This window comes from Nocardia sp. NPDC049935 (assembly GCF_055586645.1).
Genome location: NZ_JBVJHV010000003.1, coordinates 304,913 through 331,115 on the forward strand (window position 1 = coordinate 304,913; position 26,203 = coordinate 331,115).

25 protein-coding genes are annotated in these 26,203 nt (G+C 68.8%); 7 read left to right on the forward strand and 18 right to left on the reverse strand.

Translation table 11 applies throughout. The features are described from left to right. The first annotated feature begins 140 nt into the window (after positions 1-140). Positions 141-773, forward strand: coding sequence for a 5,6-dimethylbenzimidazole synthase (gene bluB / locus ACZ6SF_RS14330; RefSeq protein WP_466062988.1), 633 nt, complete (start codon positions 141-143; stop codon positions 771-773). A gap of 45 nt (positions 774-818) precedes the next feature. Here bluB and hpf read toward each other — a convergent pair whose 3' ends face one another. The 15 genes from hpf to cofD all read right to left on the reverse strand — a co-directional run bounded on the left by hpf (position 819) and on the right by cofD (position 16,459). Beyond that, positions 819-1,535, reverse strand: coding sequence for a ribosome hibernation-promoting factor, HPF/YfiA family (hpf, locus tag ACZ6SF_RS14335; protein ID WP_466062546.1), 717 nt, complete (start codon positions 1,533-1,535; stop codon positions 819-821). A gap of 189 nt (positions 1,536-1,724) precedes the next feature. Continuing rightward, positions 1,725-2,165: a ComF family protein gene (locus ACZ6SF_RS14340; protein WP_466062547.1), complete on the reverse strand. Its 441-nt coding sequence runs from the start codon at positions 2,163-2,165 to the stop codon at positions 1,725-1,727. A 433-nt stretch (positions 2,166-2,598) separates the two neighbouring features. Next, entirely contained in the window at positions 2,599-4,413 is a 1,815-nt protein-coding gene (gene lpqB, locus ACZ6SF_RS14345) for an MtrAB system accessory lipoprotein LpqB (protein WP_466062549.1), read from the reverse strand. Then, on the reverse strand, positions 4,410-6,293 hold the full coding sequence (gene mtrB, locus ACZ6SF_RS14350; protein ID WP_466062989.1) for an MtrAB system histidine kinase MtrB: 1,884 nt from the start codon (positions 6,291-6,293) through the stop codon (positions 4,410-4,412). Before mtrB ends, lpqB begins: the two co-directional genes overlap by 4 nt. A 111-nt stretch (positions 6,294-6,404) precedes the next feature. Continuing rightward, positions 6,405-7,082: an MtrAB system response regulator MtrA gene (gene mtrA / locus ACZ6SF_RS14355; RefSeq protein ID WP_466062550.1), complete on the reverse strand. Its 678-nt coding sequence runs from the start codon at positions 7,080-7,082 to the stop codon at positions 6,405-6,407. Positions 7,083-7,161: 79 nt separating this feature from the next. After that, positions 7,162-7,833, reverse strand: a complete 672-nt coding sequence (locus ACZ6SF_RS14360; protein ID WP_466062551.1) for a dTMP kinase — start codon at positions 7,831-7,833, stop codon at positions 7,162-7,164. A gap of 79 nt (positions 7,834-7,912) precedes the next feature. Continuing rightward, positions 7,913-9,394 (reverse strand): adenosylhomocysteinase, encoded by a 1,482-nt coding sequence (ahcY, locus tag ACZ6SF_RS14365; RefSeq protein WP_466062552.1) that lies wholly within the window; start codon positions 9,392-9,394, stop codon positions 7,913-7,915. Positions 9,395-9,636: 242 nt separating this feature from the next. Continuing rightward, positions 9,637-10,794, reverse strand: a complete 1,158-nt coding sequence (locus tag ACZ6SF_RS14370; protein ID WP_466062553.1) for an alkane 1-monooxygenase — start codon at positions 10,792-10,794, stop codon at positions 9,637-9,639. Between the two features lie 227 nt (positions 10,795-11,021). Continuing rightward, complete coding sequence (locus ACZ6SF_RS14375) at positions 11,022-11,672, reverse strand: TetR/AcrR family transcriptional regulator (RefSeq protein WP_466062554.1); 651 nt, start codon at positions 11,670-11,672, stop codon at positions 11,022-11,024. A gap of 41 nt (positions 11,673-11,713) precedes the next feature. Beyond that, complete coding sequence (locus ACZ6SF_RS14380; RefSeq protein ID WP_466062555.1) at positions 11,714-11,896, reverse strand: rubredoxin; 183 nt, start codon at positions 11,894-11,896, stop codon at positions 11,714-11,716. Continuing rightward, positions 11,893-12,111, reverse strand: a complete 219-nt coding sequence (locus tag ACZ6SF_RS14385) for a rubredoxin (protein WP_466062556.1) — start codon at positions 12,109-12,111, stop codon at positions 11,893-11,895. The genes ACZ6SF_RS14380 and ACZ6SF_RS14385 overlap by 4 nt, the downstream gene beginning before the upstream one ends. Continuing rightward, positions 12,108-13,343, reverse strand: coding sequence for an alkane 1-monooxygenase (locus ACZ6SF_RS14390; RefSeq protein WP_466062557.1), 1,236 nt, complete (start codon positions 13,341-13,343; stop codon positions 12,108-12,110). The genes ACZ6SF_RS14385 and ACZ6SF_RS14390 overlap by 4 nt, the downstream gene beginning before the upstream one ends. Before the next feature lie 241 nt (positions 13,344-13,584). Further along, positions 13,585-14,103: an NUDIX hydrolase gene (locus ACZ6SF_RS14395; protein WP_466062558.1), complete on the reverse strand. Its 519-nt coding sequence runs from the start codon at positions 14,101-14,103 to the stop codon at positions 13,585-13,587. Further along, positions 14,100-15,464 carry a coenzyme F420-0:L-glutamate ligase gene (locus ACZ6SF_RS14400; RefSeq protein ID WP_466062559.1) on the reverse strand — a complete coding sequence of 455 codons (1,365 nt, stop codon included), beginning with the start codon at positions 15,462-15,464 and terminating at the stop codon, positions 14,100-14,102. Before ACZ6SF_RS14400 ends, ACZ6SF_RS14395 begins: the two co-directional genes overlap by 4 nt. Continuing rightward, entirely contained in the window at positions 15,461-16,459 is a 999-nt protein-coding gene (gene cofD / locus ACZ6SF_RS14405) for a 2-phospho-L-lactate transferase (RefSeq protein WP_466062560.1), read from the reverse strand. Before cofD ends, ACZ6SF_RS14400 begins: the two co-directional genes overlap by 4 nt. 511 nt (positions 16,460-16,970) lie before the next feature. Between cofD and ACZ6SF_RS14410 the strand changes: the two genes are divergently transcribed. The 6 genes from ACZ6SF_RS14410 (at position 16,971) to manA (ending at position 22,464) form a co-directional block, all read left to right on the forward strand. Beyond that, the gene (locus ACZ6SF_RS14410; RefSeq protein WP_033243613.1) at positions 16,971-17,204 is read left to right on the forward strand and encodes a WhiB family transcriptional regulator; all 234 of its coding nucleotides are present in this window, start codon (positions 16,971-16,973) and stop codon (positions 17,202-17,204) included. 85 nt (positions 17,205-17,289) lie between these two features. Then, positions 17,290-17,763: a metallopeptidase family protein gene (locus ACZ6SF_RS14415; protein ID WP_466062561.1), complete on the forward strand. Its 474-nt coding sequence runs from the start codon at positions 17,290-17,292 to the stop codon at positions 17,761-17,763. 375 nt (positions 17,764-18,138) lie between these two features. Next, on the forward strand, positions 18,139-18,513 hold the full coding sequence (locus ACZ6SF_RS14420; RefSeq protein WP_466062990.1) for a DUF3499 domain-containing protein: 375 nt from the start codon (positions 18,139-18,141) through the stop codon (positions 18,511-18,513). Between the two features lie 64 nt (positions 18,514-18,577). After that, positions 18,578-19,954 (forward strand): phosphomannomutase/phosphoglucomutase, encoded by a 1,377-nt coding sequence (locus tag ACZ6SF_RS14425; RefSeq protein WP_466062562.1) that lies wholly within the window; start codon positions 18,578-18,580, stop codon positions 19,952-19,954. A 114-nt stretch (positions 19,955-20,068) separates the two neighbouring features. After that, on the forward strand, positions 20,069-21,250 hold the full coding sequence (locus ACZ6SF_RS14430; protein ID WP_466062563.1) for a tobH protein: 1,182 nt from the start codon (positions 20,069-20,071) through the stop codon (positions 21,248-21,250). Further along, positions 21,250-22,464, forward strand: coding sequence for a mannose-6-phosphate isomerase, class I (manA, locus tag ACZ6SF_RS14435; RefSeq protein ID WP_466062564.1), 1,215 nt, complete (start codon positions 21,250-21,252; stop codon positions 22,462-22,464). The genes ACZ6SF_RS14430 and manA overlap by 1 nt, the downstream gene beginning before the upstream one ends. Positions 22,465-22,537: 73 nt before the next feature. On the opposite strand, the gene ACZ6SF_RS14440 is transcribed toward manA, so the two are convergent. The 3 genes from ACZ6SF_RS14440 to ACZ6SF_RS14450 all read right to left on the reverse strand — a co-directional run bounded on the left by ACZ6SF_RS14440 (position 22,538) and on the right by ACZ6SF_RS14450 (position 26,188). Beyond that, positions 22,538-24,010 (reverse strand): phytoene desaturase family protein, encoded by a 1,473-nt coding sequence (locus tag ACZ6SF_RS14440; protein WP_466062565.1) that lies wholly within the window; start codon positions 24,008-24,010, stop codon positions 22,538-22,540. Between the two features lie 39 nt (positions 24,011-24,049). After that, on the reverse strand, positions 24,050-25,354 hold the full coding sequence (locus ACZ6SF_RS14445) for a cytochrome P450 (protein WP_466062566.1): 1,305 nt from the start codon (positions 25,352-25,354) through the stop codon (positions 24,050-24,052). 114 nt (positions 25,355-25,468) lie between these two features. After that, positions 25,469-26,188: a TIGR03089 family protein gene (locus ACZ6SF_RS14450; RefSeq protein ID WP_466062567.1), complete on the reverse strand. Its 720-nt coding sequence runs from the start codon at positions 26,186-26,188 to the stop codon at positions 25,469-25,471. Positions 26,189-26,203 lie beyond the last annotated feature (15 nt).

Genomic DNA, 26,203 nt, shown 5'->3' on the forward strand with positions numbered 1-26,203 from the left:
TCCGCGGCCCTCGGGGCCCCGTGACATCTAGTTACGGGGCCCCGAGTGCGCTCGCAGCCCTGCCGTGAACGCCGAGTGCGGTGAACCCGGCCCGTCCACCCGGACCGAGGGGACATACTGACGGGGTGGGTGCTGGTGAGATGAGTGTGTACGAGGCAATCCGGACCAGGCGCGATGTCCGCGCCGAGTTCACCGGTGAGCCGATCGACGAGGCCACCCTGCGGCGAATACTCGAGGCGGCGCATTGCGCGCCGAGTGTCGGCAATTCACAGCCCTGGGATTTCGTGGTGGTCCGCCAGAGCGCCACCCTGCGGAAGTTCGCCGCCCACGTCGCGGAGAAAAGGCTCGAATTCGCGCGCTCCCTGCCCCCGGACCGCGCGCGTACCTTCGATCCCATCAAGATCGAGGGCATCGAGGAGAGCGGCACCGGGGTGGTGGTCACCCACGACGATTCGCGGGGCGGCCCCCATATCCTGGGCCGGGCGTCGGTGCCCGAAACCGGGGTGTATTCGACAATTCTCGCAATCCAGAACCTGTGGCTGGCCGCGACCGCCGAACTGGTGGGGGTGGGGTGGGTGTCGTTCTACGACGCGCCGTTCCTGTCCGAGCTGGTCGATCTGCCCGCCGGAATCCGCCCGGTGGCCTGGCTGTGTATCGGCCCGGTCACCGAATTCCAGCGGACACCGGATCTGGAGCGCTTCGGCTGGCGGGGTCGCCGGCTGCTGGATCAGGCCGTACATCGGGAAACCTACGACCGGGAGCGGCCGGAATGAGAAAACCGGCCGGTCCGCGGGCGGACCGGCCGGTTGCGCTGTCGATCAGGCGAGCCTGATCAAACCGTAATCGAAGGCATGCCTGCGATAGACGACCGACGGACGGTCGGTTTCCTTGTCCTGGAACAAGAAGAAATCGTGGCCGACCAGCTCCATCTGGTAGAGGGCGTCATCGACCGTCATGGGGATCGCCGAATGGACCTTGGTGCGCACGATATGGCCGGGACCCTCGTATTCGGGGTAGTCGGCGGCGAAATCCGACCGCTTCGCACTGTGCGGCGAATGGTCGTGGGCCGCGCCGGACAGATCCCCGAGCAGTTCGTCGGTGAGATCGGCGGTGGCGTCGTGCACCGAGACCGGGGTCTTCTCGCCGTAGTGCACGCGGCGCCGGTCCTTGGTGCGGCGCAGCCGGCTCTCCAGCTTGGCGGTCACGGCCTCGAATGCGGCGTAGAAACTGTCCGCGCAGGCCTCGGCGCGGACGATCGGTCCTTTACCGCGGGCGGTGATCTCCACCCGCTGGCAGCTCTTGCGTTGACGACGATTGCGTTCGTGGAAGAGTTCCACATCGAACAGGAAGATCGAGGGATCGAAGCGTTCCAGCCGGGACAGCTTGTCCGCCACATAGATTCGGTAATGGTCGGGAACCTCGACATTGCGGCCCTTGACCACGATGTCGGCCCTGGTTTCTCGCGGTTGGTCCAGCTGCTCGTCCAGCCGGCTCGGGGCGGTGTCCTGTACTGAAGGTCGTGAAGATGTCGTCACGCGTACCTCCCGGTTCTGGCCGCACACTTCCGACGCGTGCGGCGGGATGAAACGGTGCCGGCCACGTTCCATCAGTCGGCCGGCATCTCGAGTCCTCGGCCCACCTCCAAACTCCCGGAACGGGGTGTGTGAACGCGACGCTAGTACGCGGATCCGACGTTCGCCACTGTTCACGCAAATTTCCCGGATTCACGCGGCACACGTCACCAATACGCCATCCAGACATGACCCCACCGCCGCCAGGGCACGCGCGCACGCGTACACCGTGGCCCCTGTCGTGAGCACATCGTCGACCATCACGACCTGCGCGTTCCGCGCCGATACCGGAAGCGGCGCGGCGCTCACCCGGCCGCGGAGATTGCGGCCGCGCTCGCGCGCCGACAGCCCGGCCGAATCGCGGACTCCCCACCAGACTCGCAGACACGGCACCACCTGGCAACCGTCCAGCGATCGGGCAGCCACCCGCGCGCAGCGCAGTACCGGATCACCGCCCCGCCGCCGGGCGGCGACGCCACGGCTCGGCGAAGGTACAAGTATCAGGGGCATACCGGGTGCCCGCAACTCGGCCAGCCCCGCCGCGAGCGCCGCCCCCAGCGGCCGGGCCAGATCCCGCCGCCCCCGTTCCTTCACCCCGAGCACCGCCTGCCGGGCAGGCCCCCTGTACGGACTCAGCGCCCAGCACGGCACCCCCGGATCCACCCGCGGAAACACCCGCCGCGGCGGACCCGCGAGATATTTCGCGCACTCCGCACACCACGCGGTCCCCGGACGTCCACATCCCCCGCACTGCGCCGGCACCACCAGATCGAGCAATGTCCCCACGCACGGCAGTCTGCCCCCGCCCACCGACACCCCGCCCGAACGACCAACCACTCGCACCCCCGAGTACAAACCCCCGACCACTCCCCACGGCGCCGAGTTCAGCGAGGCCCTCCAAGGGTTCGGCCCGCGTCGCCTTTCAGCCCTCGAAGCGCAGGTGGCGAAGCCACGAGTCTCGAGGGCTGAAAGGCGACGCCAAGAGGGCCGAACCCCGCGCCGACGAAGTCGGCGCCGAAAACACAGCTCACCCCGGCAGGACGGGTACCGCGTCCGCTCCCAGCCCCGGCACCTCACGCCAATACGGGTCGCCGCCCTCGGGTGTCCGGGTCAGCTCCAGCACCGCCCGCGAATCGGCCACATACTGCCGTTCGATGGACCCCGTGACCAGCCGGACCGGCGGAGTGAGATTGCGCCCGCCCAGTGAGGACATACCCGACCCGTCGATCTTGACCGTCCGCACCGGATCGACCGTGCCGCTGCCGGCCAGGATGATCGTATCGTCGCTGTACCAGTCCAGGCTGGTGGCGGGCGCGCTGAGTTCGATCGCGATCTGCTGGGGAGAGGCGAGCGCGAAACTACCGTCGGGCCGGCGCAGCACCATCGCGGTGTACACCTCGCCGTCGGCGATCAGCGCCGCGCTGACCCCGTTGCGGGAGATCCGCAGTTCGGTGATGGGCGCTTCGATCGCGGACCCGGAATCGTCGGCGAACAGCTGGGCGGTGTCGACCTCCTGCACCGAGACATTGCCGGTATCACGGTTCGTGACCGCCCGGATCACCCGGTTGCCGTTGATGACGGCCCAGGCGGCACTGCCGTCGGCGGTCCAGGACGGGCGGGTGATCGCGCTGCCCTCGGCGACCGGGAACGCGTTTCCGCCGTAGCTGCCGACCATCAGGGTGCGCTGCGGCTGCGGTGGCGCCCGGCCCGCGTCGGCGACCGCCGCGACGAGTTTCGCGTCCGGCGACAGCCCGACCGACTGCAGGTTCTGCACCGAACCGAAGTAGCCCGGGGTGGGTGTGAGCGAACTGTTGTTGCCGACCTCGACGAGGGCGCCGTTGCGCAGCGCGTGCAGGCCCACCTGGGCCTGGGGCTGGACGGTATCGGCGATCGGGCCCAGATCGTCGACCGACCAGCCGCTGCCGGCGAATCGCTCGTCGAGCGGACGGCCGTCGGCGAGCAGCATGTAGGGCCCGAGCACATCGGCGGCGGCGAGGGTGAGGATCACCTGGGCGGCGAACAGTTCGCGGTCACGTTCGTTCAGGTCACCGACGCCGGAGAAATCGATCCGGACGCCGCCCAGTCCCACGCCCACCCCGACCGGATCGCCGTTGGCCTTGGTCACGGTCCCGCGCACCGCCACCGGTGGGGCGAGGTAGTTGCGGACCGCGGGGGCGATGAAGGGCTGTGGCCCGGCGATCAGCATGGTCACCAGTTGCTGCGCCACCTCGTCGGGGCGTACCGAGATCCAGCGCAGATCCGGCGCCACCGCCTGGCCGTCGGCGGTGACGAAGTACAGCGCCTGCCGCCGGTAGGACTGGGTGAAGGCGCTGTATTCCATCACCACGCCGTCGGGGAGTTCGTCGATCCGCCATTCCCCGTCGACCCGGTTCATCTCGATCTTGTGCTCGATGATCCCGTCCACCGCGTGGTACGAACCGTCCGGGGCGAGCTCACCGACCTTACGGGCGCGCAGCACATAGGTCGCCTCGTTCTCGGTGCGCGATTCGCGCAGCGTATCGGCCCGCTCCACGATCACATTGGAATCCGCGTCGTTCCACTGGGTGGAGGCCGCGGGGGTCATGTACTGGCGGGCGGCGAGATGACCGTCGGTGGGATCGGCGGTGGCCTTCAGGAAATCGCCGAGCAGCAGGTCGGGATCGCGGCCTTCGGTGGGCAGCGGCGGGCCTTCGGCCGTGGGCTCCTGCTCGATGGTGCCCAGCGCCTGGGGCTGCGAGGAATCGGGCAGGTTGGCACATCCGCCCGCGGCCACCAGCGCCGCGACGGCGGCGAGGACGGTGAACAGCCGTAACCATCGGGGATGTCCGGAGCGCACGGTCATGGTTTCTGGTCTCCGCTGTCGGTGGACTTCCGCCCTTCGGTGGGGGCCTGGGAATCGCTCGCTTCGCGGGGGCCGGCCTGGGCGACCGGTTCCACAGCGGCCGGTGCGGGGCCGGGCGTAGCGGTCCCGGTTTCCGGCGCCGCGGCGGGATCGGTCGTATCGCCGTCGGCGGGCGCGGGGTCCGCGCCGGGCTCGGCGGACGCGGGCTCGGTCCGGTCGGTCCGCTGCGGAGCCCACGGTTCGGTCTCGCTGACCGGCGGGCCGAGGTCCTCCGGTCCCTGCTCGTCGGTATGCGGACGGCGGGGCCCCCGCCGCATACCCGGTTCCAGCGGCAGCGGGCTCTTCCCGAGTTTCTGCCCGCGGACCAGCGGCAGGGTCAAGCGGAAACTGGCGCCGACACCGGGCCGGCCCCAGGCCTCGAGTTTTCCGTCGTGCAGGTTCGCGTCCTCGACACTGATGGACAATCCGAGGCCGGTCCCGCCGGACCGGCGCATCCGCGAGGGGTCCGAGCGCCAGAACCGGCTGAAGACCAGTTTCTCCTCGCCCGGGCGCAGGCCCACCCCTTGATCCCGCACCACCACCGCGAGCGCGTTCGCCTCGGTATCGCCGCGCATCCGGATGAGTACCGGTTTGCCCTCGCTGTGGTCGATGGCGTTGGCGAGGAGATTCCGCAGCACCCGCTCCACCCGGCGGGGGTCGACCTCGGCCACCACCGGGTCCTCGGGCAGATCGATGACGACCTCGACCGCCGCGTCGCGCGCGAGATGGCGGACGGTGGAGATCGCCGCCCGCACACACATCCGCACATCCAGCGATTCCACCTGGAGTTCGGCGACTCCGGCGTCGTGGCGGGAGATCTCGAGCAGATCGTTGAGCAGGCCCTCGAACCGGTCCAGCTCGGTTACCAGCAGCTCCGCGCTGCGGGCCAGGGCCGGATCCAGATCGTCGCTGCTGCCGTGGATCAGATCGGCGGCCATCCGCACCGTGGTCAGCGGAGTACGCAGTTCGTGGCTGACATCGGAGGTGAACCGGCGCTGCAGATTGCCGAATTCTTCGAGCTGGTTGATCTGGTTGGACAGGCTCTCGGCCATTTCGTTGAACGCCTTGGCCAGCCTGGCGATATCGTCGTCGCCGCGCACCAGCATGCGTTCTTTGAGGCGGCCGTCGGCGAACCGGCCGGCGATCCGGGCGGCGGAGCGGATCGGGAGCACCACCTGCCTGGTGACCAGCGCGGTGATGGCGGCCAGCAGGATCAGCAGCACCACCCCGCCGACCAGCATGGTCCCGCGCATCAGCGCCAGGCTGCGTTCCTCGTTGCCCAGCGGGAAGATCAGATAGATCTCCAGCGTGGGTACTTCGGCGCTGGGACTGCCGATGATCAGCGCCCGGCCGTGATAGCCGTCCGGATCCGCGACGGTGGCGAACTGATAGCTCACCTGGTTGCGCTGGACGAAGCGGCGCAGCGAATCCGGGACCTCCTGGATCGGCCCGGCGGCCATCACCTGTTGCGGCGTGCCGCCGATCATCACCAGGGCCGCGTCGAAACTGCCCGCCGCATCGCTGGAACGGCTGGAATCACGCCGGTTCGACAGCGAATCGCGGGCGTCGGAGAGCCGCTGCTGCTGGCTGGTGGGATCGCTGACACCGGCGAGCTGGCCCTCGACGGTGTTGCGGACGCGATCCATCTCCTCGACACCGGCGTTGATCTTCGCGTCCAGGAGACGGTCGGTGATCTGGCTGGTCAGCACCACGCCCAGGACCGTGATGACGATCAGCGAGAGCGTCAGCGTCGAGACGATGACCCGGAGTTGCAGCGAACGCCGCCACAGCAGACCGAGCGATTTACCGGCATGCTGAAACCACCGCTCGACCGGCACCATCGCCTTGCGCACGTCGGCGAGACGCCCGGCCGCTCCGGAGTCCGGAGTCGCGCGGGACCCTTCGTGGTCGGGCAAGTTACCGCCTCCGGGCCCGCGTCACCTCGGACCGGATCACGGCGGTCCGGCCTTGTACCCCACACCGCGGACCGTCAGGACGATCTCCGGATTCTCCGGATCCTTCTCGACCTTGGCCCGCAGTCGCTGCACATGGACGTTGACCAGCCGGGTATCGGCCGCGTGCCGGTAACCCCACACCTGCTCGAGCAGAACCTCGCGGGTGAACACCTGCCGGGGTTTACGGGCCAGGGCCACGAGCAGATCGAATTCCAGCGGCGTCAGCGAGATCTGCGCGCCCTCGCGGGTGACCTTGTGCGCCGGTACGTCGATGACGATATCGGCGATGGTCAGCAGCTCGGCCGGTTCCTCCTCGGTGCGGCGCAGCCGTGCGCGCACCCGGGCCACCAGCTCTTTGGGCTTGAACGGTTTGACGATGTAGTCGTCGGCCCCGGATTCGAGACCGAGCACCACATCGACGGTATCGGTCTTCGCGGTGAGCATCACGATCGGCACACCGGAATCGGCGCGCAGCACCCGGCATACGTCGATACCGTTCATCCCCGGCGGCATGAGATCCAGCAGCACCAGATCGGGCCGGATCTCACGAACCGCCGACAGGGCCTGGGTGCCGTCGCCGACCACGTGCGGGTCGAACCCCTCGCCCCGCAGGACGATGGTGAGCATCTCCGCGAGCGCCATATCGTCGTCGACGACCAGAATCTTCGGCTTCATAGTTACTATGTTGTCATCTCCCGCGCTCGTAACGGGTCGCCACGCCACACTCGGGCGCGTTCCCGCCGGATATCCAACACTAATTCGCGACCAGTGCGGCGAGCCGCGCGGCCAATTCGTTCATTTCCTCGGTGAGCCGGGCGGAACCCTCGCCGGTGAACCGGAAAACCCACCAGGTTCCATACCAATCGCGCCGAGCAAGATCACGGTACACCTCGGCGGTACGTTCCTGTAATCCGCCGTCGCGTTCGTAGGCGTCGAGTTCCCGGGTGGTGTCGAGTTCGGCGCGCCGCCGGGCCCGCCCCGCCGCGACCTCCACCGGAACGTCGAGCAACAACTGCACCCGGGGCACCGGCAGCTCGAATCGGCCGAATTCCAATTCGCCCACCCAGCGCACTATTTCCCCGTCGGCCGATTGCCTCAGCCGCGCGGCGTTGTAGGCCGCGTTGGACGCCACATAGCGGTCCAGCAGGACCACATCGTGATCGGCGAGTGATTTCGCGAGTCGGTCGGCGGCCCCGGCCCGGTCGAGCGCGAAAAGGACCGCCATGGCATTCACCGAACCGGCCAGATCGCCGTGCCCGCCGCGTAGCGCCTCGGCGGCCAGATCGGCGTGCACCGACCGCCCGTACCGCGGGAAGGCGAGCGAGTCCACGCGCAATCCGCGGGCGTCGAGCGCCGCGATCAGACCCGTGATCAGCGTGCGCTTACCTGCGCCGTCGAGGCCTTCCACCGAGACCAGCACACCCATGAGGTGCAGCGTACTCGGCACGACCGCGCCCGCCTGCGGTGGCAGGCGGGCGCGACGGAGACCGGAAAACGGGGCGGGATCAGTAGCGGTAGTGCTCCGGTTTGAACGGGCCCTCGACATCGACGTTGATGTACTCGGCCTGGTCCTTGGTGAGCTTGGTCAGGGTGCCGCCCAGCGCCTCCACGTGGATGCGGGCGACCTTCTCGTCCAGCACCTTGGGCAGCCGGTAGACCTCGTTGTCGTATTCCTCGGGCTTGGTCCACAGTTCGATCTGGGCGATCACCTGATTGGAGAAGCTGTTGCTCATCACGAACGAGGGGTGACCGGTGGCGTTGCCGAGATTGAGCAGACGTCCCTCCGACAGCACGATGATGGCCTTACCGGAATCACCGAACGTCCACAGGTCGACCTGAGGTTTGATATTCAACCGCGTCGCGCCCGACCGTTCCAGGCCCGCCATATCGATTTCGTTGTCGAAATGGCCGATATTGCCGAGAATGGCCTGGTCCTTCATCGCCCGCATATGGTCGAGGGTGATGATGTCCTTGTTGCCGGTCGAGGTGATCACGATATCGGCCGCGCCGATCGCCTGTTCCACCGTGACGACGTCGTAGCCGTCCATCAGCGCCTGCAGCGCGTTGATCGGGTCGATCTCGGTGACCTGGACGCGGGCGCCCTGCCCGGCCAGCGATTCCGCGCAACCCTTACCGACATCGCCGTATCCGCAGATCAGCACCTTCTTGCCGCCGATGAGCACATCGGTGCCGCGGTTGATGCCGTCGATCAGCGAATGCCGGGTGCCGTATTTGTTGTCGAACTTCGATTTGGTCACCGAATCGTTGACGTTGATGGCGGGGAAGGTCAGTTCGCCCGCGGCGGCGAACTGGTACAGCCGCAGCACACCGGTGGTGGTCTCCTCGGTGACGCCCTTGACGCTCTGGGCGATCGCCGACCACTTGCCCTTATCGGTTTCGAACCGCTCGCGCAGCAGGTTCAGGAAGACCGTGTACTCGGCGGAATGGTCCTTATCGGCCGGGGGAACCACGCCGGCCTTCTCGAACTGGGCGCCGCGCAGTACCAGCATGGTGGCGTCGCCGCCGTCGTCGAGGATCATATTCGCCGGTTCGCCCGGCCAGGTGAGCATCTGCTCGGCGGCCCACCAGTACTCCTCCAGCGATTCACCCTTCCAGGCGAACACCGGGGTGCCCTTCGGCTCGTCGACGGTGCCGTGCGGGCCCACCACGACGGCCGCGGCCGCGTGATCCTGGGTCGAGAAGATATTGCAGGAGGCCCACCGCACCTGCGCGCCCAGCGCGGTGAGAGTTTCGATCAGCACCGCGGTCTGGACGGTCATATGCAGCGAACCGGAGATGCGGGCGCCCTTCAGCGGCGCGACATCGGCGTACTCGTGGCGCAGGGCCATCAGCCCGGGCATCTCGTGCTCGGCCAGCCGGATCTCTTTACGGCCGAATTCGGCCAGCGACAGATCCGCCACCTTGTAGTCGATGCCGTTGCGGGTATCGGGGCTCAACGAGGTTCGAGGCAGTTCGGAGGTCGTCATCAGCGTGGATCAGCCTTCTCTCGGTGTCGGCATGGGCGAGTCGAGCCCGGAGGCGGTGGTGCGATACCTCCGCCTTCGCTCCGGTCTCCGCGTCTGGAGGTGGACCGATCGGCCGGCCCCTCGGCCATGCCCGGTGAACACGGTCTCGTTGGCAAGGCTAGCCGGTACCGGGCGGCCGGGGTTCGGCCGTGCCGGTTGGTGCCGGGCCGGGGCCGAAGCGGCCACACGGGGGCGCGGGGCGGCTATGCCGCGACCCGCCGGTTCTCGGCGCCGGCGGCCCGCCGGCGCAGCCGCGGGGCGATATTGACCCGGCTCGGATCGCCGTCGTAGTGCGCGAGCACCCGCTTGTCCATCACCCGGCGCCACAGCGGCGGGACCGCCGCCAGGACGACCATCGCCGCGTATCCGGCCGGCAGCTGCGGCGCCTCGTCGGAGCTGCGCAGCGTCTGATAGCGACGGCCGGGGTTGGCGTGATGGTCGCTGTGCCGCTGCAGATGGAACAGGAAGATATTGGTGACCAGGCGATCGCTGTTCCAGCTGTCACGCGGGGTGCAGCGGCGGTAGCGCCCGTCCGGGCGGCGTTCCCGTAGCAGCCCGTAGTGCTCGATGTAGTTGACCGTTTCCAGGAGCCCGGCGCCGAGTACGGCCTGCAGGATCAGATAGGGCAGGATCTCCCAGCCGAAGACCAGCATCAGCGCACCGAACAGCACCACCGTCATCGACCAGGCCTGCAGGATGTTGTTGCGGGGCGTCCACCAGCCGCTGCCGGTACGGCGCAACCGTTCCCGCTCGAGGGTGATCGCGGACCGGAAACCGCCGGCCACACTGCGGGGCAGGAATTCGTACAGGCTCTCGCCGAACCGGCCGCTGGCCGGATCCTCGGGCGTGGCGACCCGGACGTGGTGGCCGCGATTGTGTTCGACGAAGAAATGCCCGTAACCGGATTGCGCCAGGGCCACCTTGGCCAGCCATCGTTCCAGCCGCTCGACCCGGTGGCCGAGTTCGTGGGCGGCGTTGATACCGATCCCGGAAACCAGTCCCAGGGTGGTGGCGAGCCCGATCTTGTCGACGACGCTCAGCTCACTGCCCGCCCACAGATATCCGGCGAGCGTCAATCCGATCAGCTGGAACGGCAGGAAGAGGTAGGTGCACCAGCGGTAGTAACGATCGTTGGAAAGGGTTTCGTAGTCCTCGTCGCGCGGATTGGTGCCGTCGTCACCGACCAGGATGTCGAGCACCGGGATGAACACCAGGATGACCAGCGGCCCGATCCACCAGAACACCTCCAGGCCCGTATGCAGCACCAGTTGCGAGGGCAGCAGCGCACAGGCCGGGGCGATCAGGCCGAGGACCCACAGAAGGCGTTTGGGATCGGCCGATCCGGCCGACTTGCCTACCAATTGCACTTTTGCCCCGCTAGTGGATACCGAACTTACAGCGGCCTACATATTTGCAGAACCCGCGTCTTCATTGCGTCGTTGTTCGCCCCAAACGTGGCAACCGTTACACGACGGGACGGAACCGACGGCTCGGTTTGCCGGGGCCGGCGCGGCCGGGCGCACCCCCCGCAACCAGCGGACGGCCAGTCCAGGACATAACCGGGCGCACACCGGATTCCACAGCGATTTCAGCGCGACCCGTCGGCGGCCGATCCCACGCCGGATACTTGCCGGGCGGCCAGGATCGCCGCCACATAGGGGCTGAAAACCCGGCCCAATTCGGTCGGGGCGTCGTAGTCGGGCCCGGGCGGGGTGGGAATGAAACTGATGGCCAGCCGTACCAGCGCGTGGGCGAAGGTATCGGCCTGTTCGGGCGTGGCGGCGATCCAGCTGCGCTGGATCACACCGGACAGGCGGTCGGTGGCGTGGGCGATGAGCGGTCCGGCGTCGAGGGTGATCAGCCGCAGCAGGTCGAGTTTCACCTCACCCGTCAACAGCGATTGCACCAGCGGGTCGCGGGCCGCGTCCTGGAAATAGCCGGCCAGCCCCTCGCGAATGGAGGCGTGGGCGTCACCGGTATTGGCCGCCAGCGCGCTTTCCACATGGTCGACGAGATCGTCGGCCAGCCGTATCGCATAGGATTCGGCGAGACCGCCGCGCGAACCGAACTCGTTGTACAGGGTCTGCCGGCTCACCCCCGCGCCGGCCGCCACATCGGTGAGGGTGATCTTCGACCAGTCGCGTAGCAGCAGCAGCTCACGCATCGCGTCCAGGATCGTCGTGCGCAACGACTCACGCGCAGACCCCTGCTCGGCATTCCGGGATCCGGTGCTCGGCATGGCTGCGACACTGGCACGGCCGGAGGTGTTCAGTCAAAGTTTCAAGTTCGTTCGATTTCCACCATGAAGAAATCCGCCTTGGCCGCCCCGCAATCCGGGCAGCTCCAGTCGTCCGGGATCTCGTGCCAGCGCGTCCCGGGCGCGATCCCGTCCTCGGGCCAGCCCTCGGCCTCGTCGTATTCGAATCCGCACTGCGTGCACCGGTACACCTTGTAGTCGTTCACGCGAGACCCGGCCTTTCGCTCGGCGCGCACCGTCCCGTCTCCGGGGCCGGTGCGCACACCGGTTCGAAATCGACCTTCTCCCGGACCGCGCAGTCCGGGCAGCACCACTCGTCGGGAATCTCCGACCACGGTGTCCCGGGTGGAAATCCCTCGCGTGGCGCGCCGTCCGCTTCCGCGTAGACGTACTGACAGAGCGGACAGCGAAAGGCCCTCATCGGGCGGCCTCCGGCGCGGCCACTCCGTACCGGGTCAGGACCCGGTCCCGCACCCTCGGATGGATATTGACCCGGGTGATGTCGCCGCCGTAGTGCGCGAGCACGCGTTTGTCCATCACCCGCCGCCACAGCGGGGGTACATAGGCGAGCAGGATCATGCCCGCGTAACCCGCGGGCAGCGCCGGAGCCTCCTCCCGGCTGCGCAGCGTCTGATAGCGGCGGGTGGGGTTCGTATGGTGATCGCTGTGCCGCTGCAGGTGGTAGAGGAAGACATTGGTGATCAGATGATCGCTGTTCCAGCTGTGTGTCGGCCCGGGCCGTTCGTAGCGGCCGGATTCGGTACGCCGGCGGGCCAGGCCGTAGTGCTCGAGATAGTTCACCGCCTCCAGCAGGCCGAAACCCATCACCGCCTGCAGCACCAGATACGGCAGCAGATCCGGGCCGAATACGGCGACGAGCACGGCGAACAGCACGGCACTGAGCAGCCAGGCGGTCAGGACATCGTTGTGCAGACTCCAGGGACCGTGGCCCAGACGGCGTAACCGGGTGCGTTCGAGGTCCCAGGCCGACCGCACACCGCCGCGTACCGACCGCGGCAAGAAGGCCCAGAAACTCTCGCCGAACCGGGCGCTGGCCGGATCCTCCGGTGTCGCCACCCGCACGTGATGGCCGCGATTGTGTTCGATGTAGAAGTGGCCGTACGCGGTCTGGGCGAGGGCGATCCTGGACAGCCGCCGCTCCATATCGACCTTCTTGTGCCCCAGTTCGTGCGCGGTGTTGATACCGATCCCCCCGACCACCCCGACCGTGAGCGCCAGCCCGATCTTGTCGGCCAGGTGCAGCCCGCCGTCGATACCGGGCAGCCGCAGGTCGTCGGCGGTGATCAGATAGCAGGCCGTGACGAGGGTGGCGTATTGGCACGGCAGGTACAGATAGGTGAGGTAGCGGTAGTACCGATCGTTCTCCAGCGCTTCCAGCACCTCGTCGGGTGGATTGGAACTGTCGGAACCGAAGACCAGATCGGCGAGCGGGATCAGCAGGTACACCAGAATCGGGCCGAGCCAGAACGCGACCCGCACCAGCTCGTGCCAGCCCGACAGGCCGGCGACCCACACCATCGGCACCCCGATGATGAACAGGCCGGTGGGCGCGAACAACCCCCAGAGCCACAGGTAGCGCTTCGGGTCCCGCCATGGCCGGGGCGGAGCCGATTCGGAGAGGTCGGCAGACATCGCTGACTCGCTTCTAGTAGGGCCCGGCAGCTACGGCCGGTGACTTCCTCACGCCGCGGTGTGGTGCACTGCTATCGACCGTAGGCGTGGAAAGGCTCTCGAGTCGCGAGGTTTATGGCTTTGAAAGAGTTCGGATCGTCCTTGACGCATGTTGTTGACCAACGCGTGACCTGGACCGACGTCAATCGGCCGTCGGTCCCGGCCGCTGCTCGCCCGTGCACGGGGGCGAGCAACGGCCGCGTCAGCGGATCAGCACATCGGAGTCCGGCGGTAGCGCGTCCACCGGCCACCACCGCAGATCGGTGGATTCGGCGCTGCGCACGGGCACCGCGCCCGGCGGCGCGGTGAAACGGAACAGCAGGTCCAGATGCCGGGTGGGGACGCCCAGCGAGCAGGTGATCGGATGGGCCTGGGCTGCGTAGAGCCCCGCTTCCGCCCGCAGGCCGGCGATACCCGACTCCTCGGTCGCCTCCCGCAGGGCCGCGTCGGCGACCGTCTCGTCACCTTCTTCGCAGTGCCCGCCCAGCTGGATCCATCGACCCACCCGGGGATGCAGGGTCAGCAGCACCTCGCGGCCGTCGGCGGAGAACACCACCGCCGAGGCGGTGATATGTCCGGGCGCGTACTCACGCAGGCAGCCGCGCGGAGCCGAACCCAGGAAGGCCAGCATCGCCTCCCGCAGTGAGGACTCGGGTCCGGTTTCGGGTTTCCAGCCGGTGAGCAGCGCGGTCGCCGACTCGTGCAGGGAGCGGGCGCTCACAGTTCCACCAGACCCGAGGCGGGATCGCGGGGGTCACGGGGGGTCAGCTCCTCGAGCGGGTGCCCGACGGCGACGGCACCCAGCGGAGTCCAGTCCTCGTCCAGGCCGAGTACCTCCCGGGTGACCTCCGGGGCGAAGATCGTCGAACCGATCCAGCAGCTGCCCAGGCCCTCGGTCGCGAGAGCGACCAGCAGTCCCTGTACCGCGGCGCCCACCGCGACGGTGAACATGGTCCGCTCCGCATCGCGGCGGCGGTCGTCGGGATAGTCGTGGGCGCCGTCGGGCACGCAGAACGGGATGATCACCTCGGGGGCGTCGACGAGGATGCGGCCCCGGTCCACCCGGCGGCGCACCCGTTCCGGATCCAGCCCGTCCCGGGTGAGATCGGCCCGCCAGGCCTCGGCCATCGCCGAGAGCAGCCGCTCGCGGCGGGCCCGGTCGCGCAGCCAGACGAAGCGCACCGGACGGGTGTGATGCGGAGCGGGCGCGGTCAGCGCCACCGCCGTGGCCGCGCGGATCCGCTCCGGGTCCACCGGATCAGCGGCGAACGCGCGGACCGAACGCCGCATGAGCACCGCCTCGGACCGGCCGCGCTGCAGGGCCTCGGCGGTCCCGAGCCAGAAGAGGTCGTCGGTACCCGCGCGGACCAGATCGGCCGCCTTCGATCCGTCGTCGGTGAGCGCCAGCCCGCGCACCACCGCGACCGGGACCCCGCCCAGCTTGCCCTTCACCAGGTCCGCGGCCGCGGCCAGTTCGTCGGCGACGGCGACCTGGGTCACCTGGAGTTCGTTGCCCTGGCCGTCCACGGTGCCCGAATAGTCGTGCAGTACCCGCAATCCCGCGGATCCGATCGCGACATCGGTCTGCCCGTTGCGCCAGGCCCGGCCCATGGTGTCGGTGACCACGACGGCGACGTCGATCCCGAGCCGGGCGGCGAGCGCGGAACGCAGCCCTTTCGCGCTGCCGTCCGGATCCGCCGGGAGCAGAACGAGTTCGTCGCGCTCCACATTGGAACCGTCCACCCCGGACGCGGCCTGCACGATGCCGAGCCGGTTCTCGGTGATCAGGGTGCGCCCGCGCCGCGCCACCACCCGCACCGATTCCTGGTCCACCAGCCGCCGCCGCGCGGTGTCGCGCTGCTCCGGATCGGTTGGCGCGGGCACTATCCGGCCCTCGGCCTTGGCGACGATCTTGCTGGTGACGACGAGGATATCGCCGTCGGCGAGCCAGGGGGCGTGGGCGGCGATCTGCTCGGCGAGATCGTCGCCGGGGCGGAATTCCGGCAGCCCGGTAATAGGCAGAATCCGCAGTTGCGTCGCGGCGTGATCGGCGATCACCGGTGGCGCGTAGGGCTCGGTCACGGCTTCACTCCCGCCAGTTCCAGTGCCGCACGCACCATTTCGGCGGTGGTCGGCGGATCGGTCATCAGCAGCGGCACACTGCGCACCTCGACGCCGGGCACCTCGGCGGTATCGGTGGTGTGGATCAGCCAGCCGTCGAGAATGCCTGTGGCCGAACGTGATCCGTAGTGACGGCCGACCGCCTCGGCCGTGGTCTCGACGCCGATCACGGACAGGCACTCGTCGGCCATACCGCGCAGCGGCTTGCCGTCGATCACCGGGGAAATCCCGATCACCGGCGCATCGGTGGTGCGCAACGCACCCCGGATTCCGGGTACCGCGAGGATGGAACCCACGCTCACGACGGGGTTCGACGGCGCGAGTAATACCACATCTGCATCGTTTATGAGTTCAATCACATTAGGGCCCGGTTTGGCCTCATCCGCCCCGATTGTGGCGAATCCGTGAGTTCGAACCTCCGCGCGGTACCGAACCCACCACTCCTGGAAATGGATCGCGCGGCGTTCGCTGGGGTCGTCCGGATCACTGATAACAACATGCGTTTCGCAGCGATCATCGGTTGCCGGGACGAGTTCCACACCCGGTTGCCATCGATTGCAGAGCGCTTCGGTAACCGCCGAGAGCGGATACCCGGCGCGCAACATTTCGGTACGAACGAGATGTGTGGCGATATCCCGATCCCCCAGTCCGAACCAGTCCGGCTGGGCATGATATTTCGCCAACTCCTCCTTCGCGTGCCAGGTTTCCCCCAGCCGCCCCCAACCGCGCTCCGGATCAATTCCACCACCGAGCGTATACATGCAGGTGTCGAGGTCGGGGCAGATTCTCAGCCCGTGCATCCAGACGTCGTCGCCCACATTGACGATGGCGGAAACCTTCGCTTCGGGCAGCAGCTCCCGGACGCCCAGCAGGAACCGCGCGCCACCGACTCCGCCGACCAGGACGGCGATACGGGGACCATTGGCAGCTCCGATGTCCGCTTGTTGTGAAGTCACATCTGTACACACTATGCCGCCCGGGAAATAGTGCACGTTCGGCTATATTTGCCGCTCATTTGCTATTCGGGTCACAAGATCGACTCGGAATGCCGCGCGGGATAGTAACGGAATAGTGACGGTGGCTTGACCATAGGCACCGGCGGCGTGTCTAATCACAGACATGTCATTCCGGGTCGCGCGGGAAGTGCATGGCGCGCACGGAAATTCGAACAGATGTTCGAAGAGGAATGACGGCTCGGGGAAGTCCGCGAGACAACGTCGCGGAGTTTGGCCGTCGGTATGCGTGTGGATCGACGGAAAGAAATCATTCTGCGCTAACACACAGTGAGGAGGCGGAGCGATGGCCGAAGAACTGGCCCCGACCGGCATTCCGGTGGGTGTATCGCGAACCGATTCCACGGCAGGCGCAGCACGAGGCGCCGCTGCCGACAACGGCTGGACCGATCGCGATCGGAGCGAGCGAGAATCGACGCCCCGGCTCAGCTTGATCGTGACCGGTTTCGACGAGATGTTCGACTCCATCGAAGAACAGTGGCAGGAACGCGCACTGTGCGCGGAGACCGACCCGGAAGCCTTCTTTCCGGAAAAGGGCGGATCCACTCGCGAAGCCAAGAGAATCTGCATGGGCTGCGAGGTCCGCGACGAGTGCCTGGAATACGCGCTCGCGCATGATGAGCGCTTCGGTATCTGGGGCGGCCTGTCGGAGCGGGAGCGCCGGCGCCTCAAGCGCGGTATCGGCTGACGACACCGCTCGCGTCGGTGCGCCCCGGAGCACGTGGCCGGGGCGGGCCGTCGCGGTCGGCGATCACTGACTAACGTTGGCAGTCATGGCACGATCCCGCAACCGCAGACCCCCGACCGCCCGGTCGGTCAGCCGTCGCGGCCGCGGCGTGCGCGGGCCGATGCTGCCCCCGACCGTTCCCGCCTGGCGCACCCGCGGCCAGAAATTCGACCGCCTGGTACTCGAGGCGTTCGCGCCGCTGGACACCCGCTGGCACGAGCGCCTCACCAAACTGGATATCGCCGTCGACGATGTCCCGAAAATCCGCCCTCTCCACCCCGATACGGTGACCTGGCCCGACGAGGTGGTGGCCGACGGCCCGGTACCGCTGTCCCGGCTCATCCCCGCCGGTGTCGACCGGCACGGCACTCCGATCCGGGCCCGGGTGGTGCTGTTCCGCAAGCCCCTGGAACTGCGCGCGGGCGACCCCGACGACCTGGTGGAACTGCTGCGCGAGGTACTGGTCCAGCAGATCGCCACATATCTGGGAGTCGACCCCGACGTCATCGATCCTGAGTAGTTGGAGCGGCTGTGATTTTGGAGGCGCTCCGCGCCTCGAGGGCGGGGCCCTATTAACCCCGGTTCTTCACTCCCGGCGGTCGGTCGCTGCGCTCCCTCCCTCTGGTCGCTCCAGAACCGGGCGGGCCCCACCCGAGCGGAGGCGACCGTCAGGGTGAGTGATCGTCAGGGTGAGTGTGGGGTTGTCGGTGTCGGGTATGCGATGAACGCGGGACGGGTTCTGTGGTCGGGGGTGGGGCTTGTAGGTCGGGGTGGAGTGTGTGGGCCGTATTTATTTCGCAATCCGGGGGCGGGCAAGGGCACTCGGTCGTCGAATGTGAGCGTGTCTACTCCACTCCGGAGTCTTCGCCGGGTTACTCTCGACTTCGTGATCTCCATGCGTCGTTGCTGCCGACCAGGTTGCAAGAATCCGGCCGTCGCGACGCTCACCTATGTCTACTCGGATTCCACCGCCGTGGTGGGCCCGTTGGCGACGGTCGCCGAACCTCATTCCTGGGACCTCTGCGCGACCCACGCTTCCCGGATCACCGCCCCCAAGGGCTGGGATATGGTCCGGCACGAAGGCGGTTTCGCCACCAGCCCGGACGACGACGACCTCACCGCGCTCGCCGAGGCGGTCCGCGAGGCCGGCCTGCGCCGCCGCCCGCCCGAGCCCGAACAACGCGGCTACCGCGAGCACACCCCACCCCCGCGCCCCACCCGCACCGGCCGCCGGGGCCATCTCCGCGTCCTCCCCGACCCGCCGAGCTGACCGTTGCGCACCCACTCTCGGGGACATGTCCGGCCGGTCACCCGGGGGCACTAGGGTAATCGTCATGACAGTCGCCCGCTCTGCCGAGTCCGTGAACGCGGTGATCAAGGCCTACGACATCCGCGGTGTGGTCGGGGAACAACTCGATGCCGATTTCGTCCGCGATTCCGGCTCGGCATTCGCCCGGCTCATGCGGGCCGAGGACGCGCGGCGCGTGGTGATCGGACACGATATGCGCACCTCGTCTCCGGGGCTGGTCGCCGCTTTCGCCGAGGGCGTGCTCGCCCAGGGCCTGGACGTCGTCCATATCGGGCTGGCGTCCACGGATCAGCTGTATTTCGCCTCCGGTGAGCTCGACTGCCCGGGGGCCATGTTCACCGCCAGCCACAACCCCGCGCGCTACAACGGCATCAAACTGTGCCGGGCGCGGGCGCTGCCGGTGGGGCAGGACACCGGTCTGGCCGTGATCGCGGAGGAGGTGACCCGCGGGGTCCCCGGCTACGAGGGCACGCCCGGAACTGCCACCGAAGTGGATCTGCTCAGCGATTACGCCGCGTTCCTGCGCGGGCTGGTCGATCTGGACGGCCTCCGGTCGCTGACGGTCGCGGTGGACGCCGGCAACGGGATGGGCGGTCATACCGTGCCCGCCGTTCTCGGTGCGCTGCCACAGGTGAAGATCGTGCCCCTGTACTTCGAACTGGACGGCTCGTTCCCCAACCACGAGGCCAACCCGCTGGACCCGGCGAACCTGGTCGATCTGCAGGCCCTGGTCCGGGAATCGGGCGCCGATATCGGCCTGGCCTTCGACGGCGACGCGGACCGCTGCTTCGTCGTCGACGAACGCGGTGAACCGGTGTCCCCGTCGGCGATCACCGCGCTGGTGGCCGAGCGGGAGCTGGCCAAGGAGTCCGGCGCCACGATCATCCACAATCTGATCACCTCGCACGCGGTGCCCGAACTCGTCACCGAACTCGGCGGCAACCCGGTGCGGTCCCGGGTGGGGCATTCCTTCATCAAACAGCTCATGGCCGGTACCGGCGCCGTCTTCGGCGGGGAGCATTCCGCGCACTACTACTTCCGCGACTTCTTCGGCGCGGATTCCGGCATGCTGGCGGCCCTGCACGTGCTGGCGGCGCTCGGTGAGGACAAGCGACCGGTATCGGAGCTGATGGCCTCCTACACCCGTTACGCGGCGTCCGGCGAGATCAACTCGACCGTCGCCGACGCCGCCGGACGTACCGACGCGGTGCTCGACGCCTTCGCGGGGCGCGCGATCTCGGTCGACCGGCTCGACGGCGTGACGGTGCAACTACCCGACAACGCCTGGTTCAACCTGCGTGCCTCCAATACCGAACCGCTGCTGCGGCTCAACGTCGAAGCACGGTCGCCGGAGGAAGTAGACGCACTCGTGACCGAGATCCTGCGCATCGTCCGCGCCTGACTGGAATAGTGGAAATACACACCGTGGATTCGCCCGTTCCAGGCCCGGTGTCCACGACCCGGGCGGTGGCGGCCGAGACCGCTGACAGCGCGATGAGGGGAGGTGCCACGCCCGATGATCGCTGATACCCCGGTATTCGATCTGGACGATGCCGCAATGCTCGAGGCCGCCGATACCGGCGGCGCCCTTCGTTCCGCCGCATCCGGCGGCGCCCAGGTACGTGCCGTCGCCGCGGCCGTGGCGGAGGACGCGCTCGCACGTCTGACCGGCCTGCGGCCACGCAGCCTGCTCCTGATCTCGGGCCCCGGCCGGGCCGCCCGGGCCGCCGCCCTGCTGGTCGCCGCGCTGGGCGACCGGGCGGGCCTGCCCCTGGTCCCGGTGGCCTCCGTCCCTTCCTGGGCCGGACCGCTGGACGTGGTCCTGGTCGCCGGTGACGACGCCGGCGATCCCCGGCTCATCGATGCCGTGGACCGGGCGCAGCGACGCGGCGCCGAGGTCGTGGTGGCCGCGCCGAACGAGGGCCCGCTGCGCGCGGCGGCGGCCGGGCACGCCATGCTGCTGGAACCCCGGGTGCCGGTGCTGGACGACAATCGCCTGCTGCGATACCTGGCGGTCGGGATCGCGGTGCTGCGCGCGCTCGGCCCCACCCGCGGCGCGACGCCGCTGCCCGAACTCGCGGAACTCGCCGATCTGCTCGACACCGAGGCCCTGCGCGACGGGCCGCTGCACGAGGTGTTCCACAATCCGGCCAAGAATCTGGCCGCCCGGACCCAGCAGCGTGCTCTGATCCTCACCGGCGACACCCCCGCCACCACCGAACTGGCGGTGCACGCCGCGGAGGTTCTGCTGCAATCGGCGGGAGTGGCGGCCACCGCCGTGGAACATGCCGTCGCCGTGGCGGCGCTGCCGCGGATATCGGCCGCGGCCGAAGCCGCCGCACCCGATTACGATCCGCTGTTCCACGACGAACAGCTCGACGGACCCCCACCGGTCGAGAAACGCCGGGTCTTCCTGTGCAGCACCGATGCCGATACCCTCGCGGCCCGGCGCAAACTCGCGGTGTTCGCCGGGGCGACCGTCGACGCCGACCTGGTCACCGCGGATCTCGAAGCGGTCCCGGCCGACCCGTCACCCGCCGAGCCCGGTACCCCGGCGGCCCCGGCGCCCGGTGGCGAGATCGAACGTCTCGCCGTCTTGGCGCTGCGCTGGGAAATGGCTGCCGCGTATCTGCGGATCATCGGTGGCCGGACGGTCACCGCGCACGATCCCGGCGGCTACGACGGGGGACGCTACTAGTGCACGAACTAGTAGGTGCGCTGCGCTCGTATGCCTGGGGCTCGCGCACCGCGCTCGCCGAACTCTGCGGCCGTCCGGTCCCTTCGGCGCATCCGGAGGCCGAACTCTGGTTCGGCGCGCATCCGGCCGATCCGGCCTATATCCGCACCGAGGACGGCACCCGGTCGCTGCTGGAGGTGGTGTCCGGCGATCCGATCGGGGAACTGGGCCCGGCGGCGGGTCGTTTCGGCGACCGGCTGCCGTTCCTGTTGAAGATCCTGGCCGCCGAGGAGCCGCTCTCGTTGCAGGCCCACCCCAGCGCCGAACAGGCGCGGGCCGGTTTCGCGCGGGAGAACCGCAACCGGGTCCCGTTCGATTCGCCGATGCGCAACTACCGCGACGACAGCCATAAACCGGAGCTGGTGGTGGCGCTGGAACGGTTCGAGGCGCTCGCCGGCTTCCGCGATCCGCTGCGGACGGTGGATCTGTTCCGGGCGCTGGCGGTCGCCGAACTCGGACAGTACGCGGATCTGCTGGCCGCCCAACCGGATTCCGACGGGCTGCGGACACTGTTCACCAGCTGGATCACCCTGCCGCCGACGGTACTGGACACCCTGCTGCCGGCCGTGCTCGACGGATGTGTGCGCTATCTGTCGAATTCGGAACGGGAATTCGCCGCCGAGGCGCGCACCACGCTGGAACTGGCCGAGGCCTATCCGGGCGACGCGGGCGTCCTGGCGGCGCTGCTGCTGAACCGGATCACCCTGCAACCGGGGCAGGGCCTGTTCCTGGACGCCGGTAACCTGCACGCCTACCTGCGCGGGGTCGGCGTGGAGATCATGGCGAACTCGGACAATGTGCTGCGCGGCGGACTCACCCCGAAACACGTCGATGTGCCGGAATTGCTGAAGGTCCTCGATTTCGAGCCGATCGATCTGCCCCTGGTACTACCGCAGCCCGCGGGCGACGGCTCCGTGCGCTACCCGACCCCCGCGCCGGAGTTCTCGCTGCGGCGTTTCGATCTCACCGCGGGCTCGGCACTGGTCCCGCTCACCGATGCCGGGCCCGGGATCGTACTGTGCACGGCCGGATCGGCACGACTGCTGCACGGCGACGACACCGTGCTGCTCGAACGCGGTACGGCGGCCTGGATCTCGGCCGCCGACACCGATATCCGCGCCCAGGCCGCCGACGGTCCGGCCAGCCTCTTCTGCGCCTGCGTCGGATCCTGGTGACCCGGCGGGAATCCTCCGGAGAGACCACACCGCGGCCCGGCGCGGGCTGTTACGCGGTCGCTGCGGCCACGGCCTAGCGATCCGGGATCGGAGCAGGTTTCCCGGCGGCCAGCTCGCGGGGATCGTCGTCGCGGCCGAATACGGTGCGCAGCACATGGCCGGCCGCGTGCAGGCCGGCCATACCGTGTACCCCGCCACCCGGCGGGGTGGCCGAGGAGCACAGATACAGACCCGGAACGCCGGTGGCATACGGATTCCGGCGCGGTGTGGGACGGAACACCGTCTGGCCCAGGGTCATCGCGCCCGTGCCGATATCGCCACCCACATAGTTGACGTTGTAGGCGGACAGCTGCGCCGCCGTGCGGACGTGCTGCGCCAGGATCAGATCCCGGAAACCGGGCGCGAAACGTTCGATCTGCCCGATCACCTGCTCGCTGATATCGCGGGTCGACCCGTGCGGTACATGGGCGTAGGCGTAGAGCGTGTGCCGGCCCTCGGGCGCCCGTCCGGGATCGACCACACCGGGCTGGATGACCAGCGTGTACGGGGTGTCGGTGTGTATTCCGGACGCCACCGCGTGTTCGGCGGCCAGCGCCTCGGCCCGGGTGCCCACCAGATGCAGGGTGCCCGCCTCGGCGCAACCCGGCGCCTGCCACGGGACCGGGCCGGAGAGCGCGAAATCGACCTTGCAGGAACCCGGGCCGTAGCGGAACCGGTTCAGCCCGGCGCGGTATCGGCCGGGTAGCCGGTCCCCGGCGAGGCGGACCAGTTCCGCCGGTGAGGTGTCGCAGAGAATCGCGCGCGCTGCCCCGAACTCCGCGATCGAATCCACGGTGTGACCGGTGATCACCCGGCCGCCGCGCCGGACGAGTTCGGCGACCAGCGCGTCCACGATCGCCTGGCTGCCGCCGCGCGGTACCGGCCAGCCCCCGGCATGCGCGAGAGTGGCCAGCAGCAGGCCCGCCCCGACCGCCGGCAGCGCCCGCGGCAGGCTGACCACATGCGCGGCCACCCCGGTGAACAGCGCCGGGGCGATCGGCCCGGAGAATCGCGCGTTCCACAGCGGTGAGGCCTGCTCCAGCAGCCGCAGGCCGAACCGGACGGTCGCCGGGGTCGGCGGTATGTGCCGCATATCCGACATGGCCGTGCGCACCACCGCCGGCCAGTCGCGGACCAGCGGCCCGAACAGTCCGCGCCAGGCCGCACCGTCGGCACGGAGTTCGGTCGCGGTGCGATCCAGATCCCGCCAGGCCACCCCCGCCACCCCGCCGTCGAGAGGATGCGCGTAGGACGCCTCGGGCGTCAGCAACTCCACTCCGTGGGCGGCCAGGTCGAATGCCCGGAAGAACGGCGACGCGTAGGCCATCGGATGGGCTCCGGCGCAGATATCGTGCCGGAAACCCGGCAGCGTCACCTCCGCGGTCCGGCAGCCGCCACCCGGCACCGGCGCCGACTCGTAGACCTCCACCTCGAGACCGGCGCCCGCGAGGATCACCGCGGCCACCAGGCCGTTGGGCCCCGACCCGACCACTACGACGTCAGCCATACACCCGATTCTGCCGCAGCCCCGGAGGCCGCCACGCTGTCAGCCGGTGGGCTGGTGACTGCGCACGCGCGGCCCGGTCCGGGCGGGCAGGTGCTCGAAGCCGTGCAGGGTGAATTGCTGCCGCCGCACCGGCGGATCGGTCAGGCGCAGGTCCGGGAAGGTGTCGAACAGTGCGCGCAGGGCGTAGGCGCCCTCCATCCGGGCCAGGCCCGCACCCAGGCAGACATGGATTCCGCTGCTGAACGCCAGATGGCTCTTCGCGTTGTCGCGGGTGATGTCGAACCGGGCCGGATCGGGGAACATCGCGGGGTCGCGGTTCGCGCCGGCCAGCGACAGCACCACGGTGGACCCCCGGCGCAACCGGTGACCCGCGATCTCCAGATTCTCGCGGGCGGTCCGGGCCGTGGTCTGCACCGGCGGATCGAAGCGCAGGATCTCCTCGACCGCGTTGGGCCACAGTTCCGGTTCGGCGCGCAACCGCGCGAGCTGCTCGGGATGACGCAGCAGCAAGACGATGCCCTTGCCGATCAGATTGACCGTCGTCTCGAACCCCGCGCCCATCAGCAGCGTCGCCGACGCGCACAGTTCGTGGGTGGACAGATCACCGGCGGTGACCAGGCTGCTGAGGATATCGTCGCCGGGTTCGGCCCGCAGCCGCTCGATATGGTCGAGCAGATAGTCCTGTACCCGCTCCGAGGATTCCATCGCCCGCTGATGGGTCCGCCAGGAGATCCCCAGATCCAGCAGCGGGCTGATGTCGTCGCCCCAGCGCAGGAACATCTCCCGGTCGCGGTCGGGGAATCCGAGCATCTCGGAGATGATCGCGATGGGTACCTGCGACGCGTACCGCGTGACCAGATCGGTGGGCCCGTCGTCGGGCAGCGCGTCGAGCAGTTCGTCGGTGACGGTGGCGATCCGGTCCCGCAACCGGGCGATCGCGCGGGGGGTGAAGGCCGTGGTGACGGGTTTGCGCAGCCGGGTGTGCTCCGGTTGGTCCATCACCAGCATCGACGGCGGGTCGACCGGGTTGGCCGGGACCTCGCGGTGGTTCAGCGCGCGGAGCACGATCCGGGGCGTGGGCAGGACGGTGGGCATGCCGACGCCGAAGCGGTTGTCCCGCAGTATCTCCCGGACCAGTTCGTAGTCGAACGTGCTCCAGACCGGAGGGGTCCGGCGCAGTCCCCCGGCACCGCGTAGCTCCTCGATGACCGGGTACGGGTTCTCGATCCCCTCGGCACTGCCGTTCAAACGCGCGAAGGGATCGCCACTGCGCAGCCTGACCTTCTTGAAGGCCCGGACCACACCGTGGTTGTTGACCCATCGATACACGTACTGCGGTTTCATGCTGCCCCTCCGTCGTCGCACCGTCGCGTCCTGCTGAACGCTACGGACACCACCGGGATTGCGGAACCTGCCGTAGTCGGAATTCGCGACCTACCGTAGTAGGAGGGGAAGGGGTCAGAGGGTGCGGGTCACCCGTTCGCTGTCCACGCGCCGGTCCCGCAGCGCCGGATCGGGATTGGCCACCTGCACCAGCGAGGCGCCGGCCACCAGCACGGCGATGAAACGATCGATCAGCTCGTCGGCGGTATCCCAGCTTCCCGACGAGAGCACCCGGTCGGTTTCCGAGAGGCCCTGCCGGGCAGCGGATTTGCGCGCCGCCACCAGCACCTCCGAAACGGGCAGTCCGTCGAGGGCGGCGCCGGCGCCACCCGGGAGGAACTGGTCGCCGTGGACGCGGACCGCGGTCGCGTAATCGGTGACGCCGATCGGGAGGTCCCGGACGGGCCCGCCCATCGGGTCCAGCGACAGCGCCGCGACCTCGGGGGCGTCCTCGGTCTCGTCCAGCCGGTCCGCGACGGCGAATACCAGTTCCGCGTCGGGATCCGGGCCCAGCACCACCTCCGTGCCCGCCCACCAGCAGCCGAGCAGTACGGCGGCGGTCTGCCAGTGCGCGGGCAGCAGCACCGCGACCCGGGCGCCGGGGGTGAGCCCGAATTCGTCCCGGATCAGGTTGGCGGTTTTGGCGGCCCAGTTGGCCAGCGTGAGCCCGGAGAGTTCGATCCGGGCGCCGATCGCGTCGTCGTACCAGGTGACGCGGGGCGCGGCGGGTTCACGCTCCAGAATCGGCTCGAGCAGTGCCTCGGGAAGGGTCGTGGCCTGGTCTATGTCGCGCATCGTCTGCTTTCGCGT